Consider the following 13,198-nt stretch of genomic DNA (forward strand, 5'->3'; position numbering starts at 1 on the left):
ATAATTTTAAAAGTTAAAAATAAAAAAAAATAGGATTATTTGTTTAATAAAATGAAAAAAATATAAAGCGAAGAATTAACTTCGCAAAAAATAGAGAATGTTAAAAGCAGTATTGTTTGATATGGATGGTGTTATTGTAGACACTGAACCCCTTCACCACAAGGCTTATAAATTTATGTTTTCCGAAGTAGGCATCAAGGTTTCTGACGTTATGTATGAAGGGTTTACAGGGCAATCTACACATGCTATTTGTTCGTTCCTCTGCAAAAATTTCAAGCTTAAACAAAGCCCAAAGGAATTGGTGCAGCTCAAGCGTGATCGTTTCACTAAACTCTTTCATGAAGATGATGCACTGCAACTATTGCATGGCGTAGAAGAACTTATAAAAGATTATCACGCCAGTGGACTTACCCTTGTTCTCGCCTCTTCAGCATCCATGTTCACCATAAATAATGTCACAAAGCGTTTTGGCTTAGACCAGTATTTTTCGACTAAATTGAGTGGTGCCGATTTAAACGCATCAAAACCTCATCCTGAAATTTTTATCAATGCAGCCAAAGCAGCTGATGCTTTGCCAAATGAATGTTTTGTAATCGAAGATTCAACCAATGGGATCAAAGCTGCAAAACGTGCAGGGATTTATTGTGTGGCCTACAAAAGTGAGCACTCCAAAAACCAAGATTACACTTTGGCAGACATGCTTATTTCTGATTACAAAGAAATTACTTTTGAAAGGATGCACAAAAAGTTTAATTAACTTTTCTGCGTATAGAACTTGCGGTGTTTAAAGTGTGCCATAACACTAGTTGCTGTAATGATAAAAAGGCTAGCTAAAATATATGTAACACTTATTTCTTGGTCATCTTTTGCGTAGGAATGTAATCCTGCAAGATAAAAGTTTACCCCAAAATAGGTCATCAATATACTTCCAAAGGCAAGAACAGAAGCGATGTTGAATATCAAACGGTTTCTAAGACCAGGCACCAAACGCATATGGATAACGAAAGCATAAATCATGATGCTGATTAGCGCCCATGTTTCTTTGGGGTCCCAACCCCAATAACGACCCCAGCTCTCATTAGCCCACATACCCCCTAAGAAATTTCCTATGGTTAACATAACTAAGCCAACAGTAAGTGCCATTTCATTAATGATGGTAAGTTCTTTGACGTTCAATGCCATCTTTTGCTTATTTTTTGAATTCGTAAGAATCATAAGCAATAAACTTATCACTCCTAATATCATTCCCAAAGCAAAAGGGCCATAACTCCCCACTATGATAGCTACATGAATCATGAGCCAGTAACTGTTCAAAACAGGTTGTAAATTCCCAATAGAAGGATCCATCCAATTCCAGTGTGCAATCATTAAAATCATAGCAGTTACAAAGGCTGTTGAGGCAAAAGTGAGGTTACTCTTCTGTCCGAGCATTATACCAAAAGCCATGGTTGCCCAAGCCACATAGATCATAGACTCGTAAGCATCACTCCAAGGTGCATGTCCGGAAATATACCATCGAGCAATGAGTCCGGCTGTGTGTAAAGCAAAACAAACGTAAAGCAAAACCTTGAAAACACTAACTGAAATATTTAAGACTTTACTTTTATCTTTTAGTATTTGAACAATTAAAAGAACAAACATCAAACTACTAGCATACATATACCAACTGAATAGCTTTTTGAAGATATCGTATTTATTGTACTTAATTTCAGTTTTTATTTTTTCCTCCGAGAGCATTGCATCTCCACCATAGCGTTGCTGGGTAGTTTTAAGTGCGCCAAGTAATTTTTGGCTTTGTGAAAAATCAGATTCTTGTAACTTATCGTTTTGCAAAGTAGCGAGATAAGCTAAAAAACCTGTTTTAATGAAATTCGCATATAACGAATCACCTACTGATAAGTTTTGTTGTACAAATTCTTTGGACGATACCCATTTATTATTTTCGTCCTCTGGGATTGGGAAAAGACGCAAAGCATCTCCCTCCAGCGTATTAAATAACAAGCTTACACGCTGGTCTGCTTCTTTAAACTCTTTTTGAATCGCTGTAGGCACTTGAGCACTGTAAGCTTCTTCTAAATATGGACCGAGTTTATAATTCAAGTTCTTGTCTAAAAAATCAATCAGAGCAGCATATTTTTGTTCTTTTGGAATTCCAATTAACTGGCGAATGGTATCTGCTTTTTTTGGCTTTAAATAGATTATTGGAACATTATACCACAGCTGCGGACTTTCTTGCATAGATAAAAACACCTGATTAGCAGAAAAGTCATTGTAAACATCCTTTTTAGATAATTTCCTCAATAGCTCTGAAGCGTAGGTGTTCACGGGTTTCATTCGTCCGTCAGAATCTTGTATAACAAGATGCCCAAATAGATCTGATTGCTCCTGAGGGGTTATATTGACCGATAAAATTGAATCTAGTTGCTGTGCTGTTGGACGCAACATCTGATGATCAGAAGTATGAGTAGTTTGCGCATTGACACCCAAGGAAAAGAAAGCAAATGCTAGAATCGTAAGCTCGGCTTTCTTGCGTTTAATTTTATCTAACTGATTACGTAAAACTTCCATTCTTGCGCCCTTACTCAGCAAAATAGCAAGCAAACCAAAATACAATAAATAATACCCAAGATAAGTAAACCAAGTCCCCCAATAATCGTGGTTTACTGAAAGGATAGTTCCTTTCTCGTCGGGATCAAAAGAGGATTGAAAAAACTTATACCCCTTGTGGTTTAAAATATTATTCATGTAAATATGAAAATCAAATGTGCCTTCTTGTTCATCATAAACGGTGACTTTGCTCTCAAAAGATGAATAGCTTTTTTCAGTTCCTGGATAACGCTCTGCAATAAAATCATTAAGCTTGATATCAAATGGAAGATCAAGTATTTTAGAACCATATTTGAATGCAAAATCTAAACCTCCTACACTCAGTTCTTTAAAAGGGTTATTTACCCCCTGCCCACCAAGTAATTTCACTATTTTAGAATCTCCATTTGCAGTAACTTTAAGCACAACGCCATCTTCATCTCCTTTGAGTAATTTAGATTTTTTCACCACATCAAAAACACCTTTTATCACAGGCTTTGGAAAAACAATGGCTTGATTTCCTATAATGTAACGCGACCTTAACGCTAAAGGTTGAATACTGTCTTTGATAAGTCTACCTTGAAAGCCAGTAGCCATGGTCATATACTCACCTTCAAAAGGAGATTGAATCGTTAAACCCTCTTCAGAATAAGTTAAATTTATGGCGCCTTCAGTAGGCTTATTGAGTGCATACAGCACATTGTGTATACTGCTGACTTCGCCAAGTTTCAAAAAATGATTGTGCGGAGCTCCACTTCCTGCCTCCACTAATTTCAAATAGTATTTCCCATTGTCATTAGGCACAATATCCTCTTCAGCACCCGGAATAAAGTTAATAAGCTCTAAAACAACTCGTGCATCGCCGTAATTAGTTTCTCTTTTGTAGTCGTTTTCTAATCTTGGTGAAAAATCTACATCGTGGTTGAGAACACGACGCTGCAACTGACCATCAATTTTATAATCCCCATCAATGTAGGTAGTTAAGTAAGTTTTTTGTGACAAAAAGGTGTTTTCAGTTGCACCCTCACGAATAGACATCATGCCTTCAAAACCATAATTTCGCGTTATAAAGGCACCAAGAAGAATGAAGATAAATGATAAATGAAGTACTAGGGTTGCCCATTTTTCTTTGCGCAACAATCGGTATCTGAAAATATTTCCAATAAAATTGACCATGAAAATAGCCATGATTGCCTCAAACCAAAGCGCATTATAAATTAAATTTCTAGAATATGGAGTTGGCGAAGTACTTTGCCCCTGATCTAAAAATGTCCCAACGGCCATTGCAACGGCGTAAACAATAAACAAAACTGCAGTGAGGCGTGTTGAAAAAAGAATATTGGCTATTTTTTTGAGCATAAAAAAGTGACAAATTTTATGGACCACAAAGGTAGTTACTTTTTGTATTAAATTAATTTATAAACGCCGCTTTTAACACTAATTTTAATATTTATCTCATAAAGCAGATTGTAAACTTTTAAAAGACCTTATTCTTGTGTAAATTAGCGCTATGATTACTGTTGTTATTTTAGGAGCTGGAAATGTTGGTACGCATTTATGTAAAGCCATACATGCTTCAGAGGGTATTAAGCTTGTTCAATGGTATAACAGGTCTAAAATTAATAGCATAAACCATATGACCGCTGCTGAGCAGTGCAACAATCTAAGTAAGTTAGCTACTGCAGACGTATACATAATGGCAGTTAGTGATAATCATGTTGAAAGCCTATCTAATCAACTTCCTTTTGAAAATCGATTGGTGGTTCACACATCTGGAAGCGTCCCTATGCGCCATTTAAATAAAAAAAATAGACGTGGTGTATTTTACCCGCTGCAAACATTTTCAAAATCAGCAGAATTAGATTTTAAAAATGTTCCGATATGTATAGAAACTACAATTAAAAAAGACCGAATTTTTTTGACGTCCCTAGCAAAAGCTATAGGAAGCCCTAGTTACAAGATCAACTCAGAACAACGCCAAACACTGCATTTATCAGCAGTTTTCGTTAATAATTTCACAAATCAATTATACCGAATTGCACACGAATTAGTGGATAAGCAGGGCTTAGATTTTGAAATTCTTAATCCCTTGATTCTTGAAACTGCAAAAAAAGTACAACTCCTCTCACCCTATATGGCCCAAACAGGCCCCGCAAAAAGACGCGATATCAAAACATTAAAAACTCATTTAAATCTTTTAGAAAAAAACCCGAATTACAAAGAATTATACGAGCAAATTACAAAATCAATCCAAAAAACTCATGGCTAAGAAAAATTACAAAGCATTATTAAACAACATTACAACACTCATTTTTGATATCGATGGGGTGCTTACAGATAGTTCATTGTTAGTTACATCTGATGGTGAACTGCTTCGTAAAATGCACACAAGAGATGGTTACGCGCTTCGCGCTGCTGTAGATTCAGGTTTGACAGTTTGTATCATTTCTGGTGGAAAAAATGAAGGAGTTCGTAAACGTCTAGAAGGTCTTGGGATAAAAGAGGTTATTTTAGGTGCCCATGACAAAGTAAAGCACTACGAAGAATTTATAAAGAAATACAGTCTTACTACTGACGAAATTGTATACATGGGTGATGATATCCCTGATGTACCCGTAATGAAACTCGTTGGATTACCTTGCTGCCCTCAAGATGCAGCGCCAGAAGTGAAAGCTATTTCAGAGTACATATCCCACGTAAACGGAGGCTGTGGTGCAGCTCGTGATATTATCGAACAGGTTATGAAAGTAAAGGGTTTATGGATGAGAGATTTTGATGCTCAAAATGACTAAATTTTAATGTTAAAAAATCGATTAAAATCTAAAAATTTAATTTTAGCATCAGGTTCTCCAAGACGACAAGAATTGCTAAAGTCATTAGGCGTTCCCTTTGAAATTCGATTAAAAGAAATTAACGAAAACTATCCAAAACAGCTTAAGAACAGTGCGATTTCAGACTATCTCGCTAAACATAAATCAAATGCATTTTCAAAGGAAATTAATCCAAATGACCTCCTCATTACTAGCGACACTATCGTTTGGCACCAAAACACAGCATTGGGCAAACCTAAATCTAAGGTCGAGGCCTTTCAAATGCTTCAAAAATTAAGTGGTAAAACACATGAGGTAATTACATCTGTTTGCTTGAGAAGTACAACAAATGAAGATCTATTCAATTCCTCAACTAAAGTCACCTTTAAGATACTATCCGCCCTTGAAATTGAATATTATATTGATAACTACAATCCAATGGATAAGGCTGGAGCTTATGGGATACAAGATTGGATAGGTCAAATTGGAATCACAAAAATTGAAGGTTCATATTTTAACGTAATGGGCTTCCCATTGGATAAGATATATACCCAATTATTGAAATTTTCTGAAAAATTCTAAGGCTCTTTTTTCATTATAATAAACATAGCCCTTTTGAATAAATCCAACATGACCTCCTTTTTCAGGAGTTTCTAAATGTAAATATTTACTCTTTTTAGCCATCTCTAGCGGAAAACAAGAAGGCGTTAGAAATGAATCATTTTTGGCATTGAGTAATAAAACAGGGGTTTTTATAGAGGATAAAAAACCTAAGCTACTTGATTTTTCATAATAATCCGCCGCATTTGTAAAACCATTGGCTTTGGCAGTATATACCTCATCCAATTTTCGAAGAGTCCATACGGAGTACAGAGCTTTTCTCGAAATTTTATCTGGAAATTGCCGTTGTTTTTTCATCAATTTATATTTTAACCCTATCATGAAGTAAATATGAAAAAGGATGTTTTTGAATTGATGCAAGGCTTTTGATGAAGCCGCCAAATCAACAGGAACTGAAACTGCCATTGCTGCTTTAAGTTCTTGAGGAATGTTGTCGTTTTCCCCTAAATATTTCAAAATAATATTACCCCCTAAACTTATTCCTTTCAAAAAAATTGAAGTATAGTTGTAAGTCTTAATAACATGAGCAATTACGTCTTTAATATCATCGGTTTGCCCAGAGTGAAAGCTAGAGAACTTCTTATTTAATTCACCGCTACAACTTCTAAAATTAACACAAACAGCATCAATACCATTGCTGTTGAAGTGCTTTGCTACTCCAGTCACATAGGGTCGTTGCCCATCGCCCTCCATGCCATGCAACAAAATGACAAGCTTATTTGATTGGCCAGCTGTGTAACTCCAGTCTAAGTCTAAAAAATCGCCATCACGCAAAATGATGCGTTCACGTTTTTGTTTGATATTTAATTGCCTAAACAAGCCAGAATACACTGTTGAGATAAAGGCGTTTTTAAATACAAAAATAGGATTAAAGTAAGATTTAACTAAAGGCATTTAATATATTGATTTTCAATAATTTGATTGTTTTTTTATCTGCTAAAAAACGAGCGTCTGAGCGCATTCCTAAAACCCAAATTACTGCATCATTAGAACACAGAAGCAAAACTTTAGATTTTTCTATTATTGATAACTTTTGGTCTTTAAAAAACTTACTCATCTTCTTTTTACCAGACATCCCTGAAGGATAGAAATAATCACCTTCCTTCCAAGTACGCAATACCAGTGGAAACTGAACTTTGTCAGCATCTAAAAACAATGTATTATGATTTGAAACACCCAATTCACTTGGGTTTTCAAGTTTTAATGAGATATCATATTCGTAGATACGCACTGTAGAGTTTTCAGCTTCAATTTTCTGGTAAAATTTTTTATTTAATGATTTTTTAGTAAGAATTAACACAGATCGATCTTTTAAAAGCGAGTGGGTTTTAGAATGAATCTGCTTCCCCGTCTGCGCATCAATCAAATTATAAAGCTCATCAAAATCCGTAAACCCATAACAGCGGAACAGAGGAAATATGTACGAACGTAACGGATTAAGATTTTTTAAAGCGGATACTGAATAATGCTTCTCAGATGTATTCGAATATTCTATAACTTCATCAAAAACGGCTTTAATATGGTTATTTAGCAAGTCTTGGGATGATTTAAGGTAGTTTTGGGTACTTTGCAAGGCATTGATGATTGATGGGTAAATAGTCTTTAAAGCAGGCATCAATTCATGCCGTAGATGATTGCGCTGATAACACAAACTCGCATTGCTACTGTCTTCACGCCATTTGAGTTTATTTTCTGAAGCATATTCAAGAATTTGAGCTCTAGTAAACAACAACAAAGGCCTGATAACATATTTATTTTTGTTGGGAATCCCAACCAATCCATCTAGTCCTGATCCTCGGCTTAAATTGATGAAGAAGGTTTCTAAATTATCATCGGCGTGGTGAGCAGTAAGTACCGCATCAAAAAGGTATTCATCACGAAGCTTATCAAAAAAATCGTAGCGTAATTTTCGTGCTGCCATCTGTACAGACAACTTATTTCTTTCAACATAATCAGCTGTATCGAAATGGTCAGAATAGACTGTCAAATTATTATTTTTTGCATATTCTAGAACAAACCTTTCATCTGCATCACTTTCATCGCCTCGTAATTTGAAATTACAATGTGCGATTGAAATATTAAAATTTGATTTTAAACACAGATCAGCAAGAACCATACTATCCACCCCACCTGAAACGGCCAACAAAATCTTTTGATTCGTTAATCCAGAAAAATTATTTTCTATATGTGTATTGAAAGCTGTTAGCATGCTGCAAAAATACAAATTAATTCTCCAGAGCCTCTCTAAGCGCTTTTGCTTTTACAAGACACTCTTCATACTCAGATTCTGGACAACTTTTTGAGGTAATAGCACTGCCTACAGAAAATGAAACATATGCCTTATCCTGATTATACAAGATACTCCTTATCACCACATTAAAGTCAAAATCTCCATATGGTGTAAAATATCCTATAGCTCCGGAATACAGACCTCGTTTAGAATCCTCTAGCTCCTCTATAAGTTTCATGGCTGCGATTTTTGGAGCACCAGTCATACTGCCCATGGGAAAAGTAGATCTTATAACATCAACCGACGAGTAGTCATCTTTAATTTTGGCAGTTACTGTAGAAATTAGGTGATGTACTTGCGCAAAAGTATAGGATCCACAAAGCTCATCCACCTGTACAGAACCTTTTTTGGCTATTCGAGACAAATCATTACGAACCAAATCGACAATCATGACATTTTCACTACGCTCTTTTGGATTAGACTCTAAGTCTTTTTTCAACCTTGCATCTTCATTTAAATTAGCAGAGCGTTTCGACGTCCCTTTAATGGGTTGGGAAATAACTAGCTCACCTTCTTTCTTCAAATACCGCTCTGGTGAAGCTGAAAGACTGAATTGTTTTCCATTTTTCATGTAAGCTGAAAAGGGCGGTGTAGAGCGCTCTTGAAGCTTGTGGAAAGTAGCCAAAGGGTCGATGTTAGCATGCGCATAAAACTCCTGACAAAAATTAGCTTCATAAACATCCCCTCTATTGATATGGCTTTGAAGTATGTTTACCTTTGTTAAATAAGATTCTTTGGAGGTTCTAGGCACGATATTAATCTTATAACTTGTATGATTTGTATAGCCTAAATGTTGATTATTGATTTTCTCGATATCAGAATGAATTAAATGAGAAAATTCATTGAGGTATCGAACAATAACTTCATCTCCATGAAACATAAATATTTTTTTGGGTTGGAAAAAAACCAAGTCTGAAAAACCAAGACCATCAAAATTTGAAGAATATAACGCTTCAATATCATTTTTCAAATCATAGGAGAGATAACCAAAGACCCAGTCGGACGTCTCCTTGATAAAATCCTCTAATACTTGAAAGCCTTGATCTACGCCTACTTGGATGCTAGACAATCCTTCGACAGCCAAAACCGCATCAAAACTACTATGGGCTTGATTATATTCATTCGAATCAAGCCAAACAACTTTATCAAAAGCGTTTGCCCATTGCAAAAGTTTCTTCTTGAATTCCTTTATATTATCTAACTTGATGTGATGGTCTGTTCTCAAAAAATGAAACAACTTATATTGAAATGTAAATTTAAACAGATATTTGAAATATACTCCTACTTTCTTAGAATACATTACCTTTGAGAAAACATTTTGTACTTGGAACACTTTAGTGAATTTAATTTAACACCAGAGCTATACAGAGCTATTGAACGTTTGGGGTATTCGAAACCAACGCCGATTCAACAAAGCTCATTTTCTAAAATTTGTTCAGGAAGAGACTTAGTGGGTATTGCACAAACAGGGACTGGAAAAACAATGGCATACACCCTACCCTTACTTAGAAACCTAAGTAAACCAACACAAAATTTGCCACGAATACTTATTATAGTCCCCACAAGAGAATTGGTTCTTCAAGTAGTAGAAAGTGTAAACAACTTATGCACTGAACTTTCGTTTAAAACTATTGGAGTTTTTGGAGGAACAAACATTAACACACAAAAAAGAGAAGTTGAAGCAGGTGCAGATATAATTGTTGCTACACCTGGGCGTTTGTATGATTTGGCATTAAGCAGGGCTCTGCGCCTGAAGGGGATTCAGAAACTGGTCATAGATGAAGTCGATGTAATGCTCGATCTAGGATTTAGGCATCAATTAATAAACATCTTTGATGTGTTGCCTGAACAACGCCAAAACATCATGTTTTCTGCTACTATGACAACTGATGTAGATGAACTAATTACTTCATTTTTCAAAGCGCCCAACAAAGTCTCTACCGCAATTTCGGGTACTCCCTTGAAAAATATTAAGCAATATCGTTTTGATGTAGCAAACTACAATACTAAAGTGAATCTATTAAATTTTTTATTGAGGGAAAAAGAACATTATAATAAGGTTCTTGTTTTTGTAGATCAAAAACGTATTGCAGATCGCTTATTTAATCAAATAGCTCTTAACTTTGCCAATGAATGTACCGTTCTGCATTCTAACAAATCTCAAAATTATAGAACTAATGCCATCGAAGAATTCAAAACTGGCTGCAGTCGAATTTTAATTACTACAGATATAATGGCACGCGGAATTGATATCAACGATATATCGCATGTAATTAGCTTCAATACGCCTGCTTTTCCTGAAAATTATATGCACAGAATTGGGAGAACAGGAAGAGCAGAAAAAAAAGGGGAAAGCATCTTATTCTCTACAAAAACAGAACAAGATCAAAGAATGGGAATTGAGACCTACATGGACTTTAAAATTGAATGCTTGGTATGGCCCGATGATGTTGATGTTTCGAACGAACTAATGCCTGAGGAAAAAAACAGCAAGGAACACTACAACCCCCACAAAAATAGAAATGATGATATTCCAGGTCCAGCATTTCACGAAAAGAAAGAAAAAAATAAAAAAGTAAATTTAGGAGGATCGTATAGAAAAACTATTGCAAAAAAATACAAAAAACCTAAAACAAGAGGAGACAAAAATTTTAATCGGCGGAAAAGAAAGTAGTATTCTTAACTTAAAGTCTTTCCAAGTTTAGTTCGTTGTAGCTTTTCATTAACTTAACTTTGATGCGTTTCAACTTCATTTTCACCGCACTTTCGCCTAATTCAAATATCCGTGCAAGCTCTTTAATTGTTATCTGCCTACAATATTTCATCAAAACAAGTTGTTGTTCTTGCTTAGAAAGCAAACTTACAGCATAATTAAGCCTTAAGTGCTGTTGTTGGTCTACTCCACTTGAATCGTAATTATAGTTTAAATAATAAGCACTTAATTCTTCTGGATCGACATAACGATTTTCAAGTTTTCTATACTTTAGCTGTCTAGTGTGATTAATACAATAATTTCGTGTAAAACTATAAAGCCAAGTTGAGAACTTAGATTTGAATGAAAAAGCACTAAGCTTGAGAAAAACCTTGAAAAAGATTTCTTGAGATAAATCCTCAGCATCTTGTTTGTTTTTGAAAAACCGCAAACAATGCCTATATACTGATCCATAATGACGGTCATATAAAGTTTCAAAAAGCTGTGTGTCTTCTTTTTCGATGATAGCACGTACTAGTGCTTCGTCTGATATTTTCAGGTGTTGTTTTTTTAAGTTCAAAGCGATTGGGGTTGCTTTTGCTGATCATTTCTGAAAAGCCCAGTTAATATTTATAAAATTTGTTTAATTACATAATTAAAATGTTAGACAATTCATTGTTTTTCAGTGATTTAAATATACATTTTTTTGAAAAATAAAAAAATAAATACTACTTAAAATAAAAAAACGATCAAAATTGATCGTTTTTTTATTGAAGAAAATACTTTTTCATCAAACATGTAAAGCTCGGTCACCGGTGGCTGCCAGCGCAGCTTCTTTTATGGCTTCTGTAAAGGTTGGATGCGCATGAGATATTCTAGAAATATCCTCAGCAGATGCGCGAAACTCCATAGCCACAACAGCTTCTGCAATCAAATCAGCACAGCGAGCGCCAATCATATGTACGCCTAAAATTTCATCCGTTGCTTCGTCTGCGAGGACTTTTACGAAACCATCTAGGTCCATACTTGCACGGCTTCGCCCAAGGGCACGCATTGGAAATTGCCCACTTTTATAGGCTTTACCTTCACTGGTTAACTGCTCCTCTGTTTTACCCACAGAAGCAACCTCAGGCCAGGTGTAAACGACGCCTGGTATTAAATTATAATTAATATGCGGTTTTTCGCCTGCAATGTGTTCTGCTACAAAAACCCCTTCTTCTTCTGCTTTATGCGCTAACATAGCACCTTTTACAACATCTCCAATGGCATAAATATTAGTCGCTGTAGTCTGCAAATGATCGTTCACTAATACCTGTCCACGCTCATTTAATTGAACTCCTGCAGCATCAGAATTTAAACCAACAGTGTAGGCGCTTCGCCCTACTGAAACCAAGCAGTAATCCCCTTCAAATGTTACTGTTTCCCCTTTTTTATTTTCAGCCTGAACACTAACACGATCGTCAACGCGTTTTACCGAAGCTACTTTATGAGAGGTGTTGATTTTAAACTTTTGCTTTTTGAGGACTTTAGCCAATTCTTTAGATAAGCCCTTATCCATTGAGGGAATGATACGATCCATGTACTCCACCACTGTAACTTCGGAACCTAGCCGCTTGTATACTTGACCAAGTTCTAACCCGATCACTCCTCCTCCAATAATAATTAGGTGTTTAGGAATTTCTTTTAACTTCAAGGCTTCTGTTGACGTTATTACACGTTCTTTATCAATCTTTGCGAAAGGCAAAGTTGAAGGCTTGCTTCCTGTAGCGATGATGGTGTACTTCGCTTCAATTTCTTCATTTTCAGTACCGCTAATAGTAATGTGTGTCGCATCTTTGAACGCACCAACACCCTGAAAAACGTCAATTTTATTTTTCTTCATTAAAAACTCAATCCCAACTGTAGTCTGATCTACAACCGATTGCTTTCGCGCCATCATTTTCTCTAAATTGACCTTAACCTCTGATGGTATTTCTATGCCATGTGTATCAAAATGCTTCACAGCGTCTTCAAAATGATGAGACGAATCCAATAAAGCTTTACTAGGTATACATCCTACATTGAGGCATGTACCACCCATGGTGCTATATTTTTCAATGATTGCGACCTTCATACCAAGCTGTGCGCAGCGAATGGCCGAAACATATCCTCCAGGTCCAGAACCAATTACAGCAACATCAAACGATTTCATAATTATAT

At 35.7% G+C, this 13,198-nt stretch carries 11 protein-coding genes; 5 read left to right on the forward strand and 6 right to left on the reverse strand.

Features of this window, described 5'->3' with window-relative positions:
- Positions 1-97: 97 nt before the first annotated feature.
- Positions 98-757, forward strand: coding sequence for an HAD family hydrolase (locus FORMA_RS00330; protein WP_069673789.1), 660 nt, complete (start codon positions 98-100; stop codon positions 755-757).
- Here the strand turns inward: FORMA_RS00330 and ccsA are convergent.
- Positions 754-3,945 (reverse strand): cytochrome c biogenesis protein CcsA, encoded by a 3,192-nt coding sequence (gene ccsA, locus FORMA_RS00335; RefSeq protein WP_069673790.1) that lies wholly within the window; start codon positions 3,943-3,945, stop codon positions 754-756. The genes FORMA_RS00330 and ccsA overlap by 4 nt on opposite strands.
- Before the next feature lie 151 nt (positions 3,946-4,096).
- On the opposite strand from ccsA, the gene FORMA_RS00340 reads away from it, so the two are divergent.
- The 3 genes from FORMA_RS00340 to FORMA_RS00350 are packed head-to-tail and all read left to right on the forward strand — an operon-like array spanning position 4,097 to position 5,978.
- Positions 4,097-4,855 carry a Rossmann-like and DUF2520 domain-containing protein gene (locus FORMA_RS00340; RefSeq protein WP_069673791.1) on the forward strand — a complete coding sequence of 253 codons (759 nt, stop codon included), beginning with the start codon at positions 4,097-4,099 and terminating at the stop codon, positions 4,853-4,855.
- Positions 4,848-5,378, forward strand: coding sequence for a KdsC family phosphatase (locus FORMA_RS00345; protein ID WP_069673792.1), 531 nt, complete (start codon positions 4,848-4,850; stop codon positions 5,376-5,378). The genes FORMA_RS00340 and FORMA_RS00345 overlap by 8 nt, the downstream gene beginning before the upstream one ends.
- Before the next feature lie 6 nt (positions 5,379-5,384).
- Complete coding sequence (locus FORMA_RS00350) at positions 5,385-5,978, forward strand: Maf-like protein (RefSeq protein ID WP_069673793.1); 594 nt, start codon at positions 5,385-5,387, stop codon at positions 5,976-5,978.
- Here FORMA_RS00350 and FORMA_RS00355 read toward each other — a convergent pair.
- The 3 genes from FORMA_RS00355 to pabB are packed head-to-tail and all read right to left on the reverse strand — an operon-like array spanning position 5,952 to position 9,532.
- Positions 5,952-6,911, reverse strand: coding sequence for a YheT family hydrolase (locus FORMA_RS00355; RefSeq protein ID WP_069673794.1), 960 nt, complete (start codon positions 6,909-6,911; stop codon positions 5,952-5,954). The two genes, FORMA_RS00350 and FORMA_RS00355, sit on opposite strands and share 27 nt — an antisense overlap.
- Positions 6,898-8,226 (reverse strand): tRNA lysidine(34) synthetase TilS, encoded by a 1,329-nt coding sequence (tilS, locus tag FORMA_RS00360; protein WP_069673795.1) that lies wholly within the window; start codon positions 8,224-8,226, stop codon positions 6,898-6,900. Before tilS ends, FORMA_RS00355 begins: the two co-directional genes overlap by 14 nt.
- 16 nt (positions 8,227-8,242) lie before the next feature.
- Positions 8,243-9,532, reverse strand: coding sequence for an aminodeoxychorismate synthase component I (gene pabB, locus FORMA_RS00365; protein WP_069675383.1), 1,290 nt, complete (start codon positions 9,530-9,532; stop codon positions 8,243-8,245).
- 99 nt (positions 9,533-9,631) lie between these two features.
- Here pabB and FORMA_RS00370 point away from each other — a divergent pair, with 99 nt between their 5' ends.
- Entirely contained in the window at positions 9,632-10,981 is a 1,350-nt protein-coding gene (locus FORMA_RS00370) for a DEAD/DEAH box helicase (protein ID WP_069673796.1), read from the forward strand.
- A gap of 10 nt (positions 10,982-10,991) precedes the next feature.
- Here the strand turns inward: FORMA_RS00370 and FORMA_RS00375 are convergent, their stop codons facing one another.
- Both FORMA_RS00375 and lpdA read right to left on the reverse strand, forming a co-directional pair.
- Entirely contained in the window at positions 10,992-11,579 is a 588-nt protein-coding gene (locus tag FORMA_RS00375) for an RNA polymerase sigma factor (protein WP_197500768.1), read from the reverse strand.
- A gap of 210 nt (positions 11,580-11,789) precedes the next feature.
- Positions 11,790-13,190, reverse strand: a complete 1,401-nt coding sequence (gene lpdA / locus FORMA_RS00380; protein ID WP_069673797.1) for a dihydrolipoyl dehydrogenase — start codon at positions 13,188-13,190, stop codon at positions 11,790-11,792.
- Positions 13,191-13,198 lie beyond the last annotated feature (8 nt).

It is taken from the genome of Formosa sp. Hel3_A1_48, assembly GCF_001735715.1.
GTDB lineage: Bacteria > Bacteroidota > Bacteroidia > Flavobacteriales > Flavobacteriaceae > UBA3537.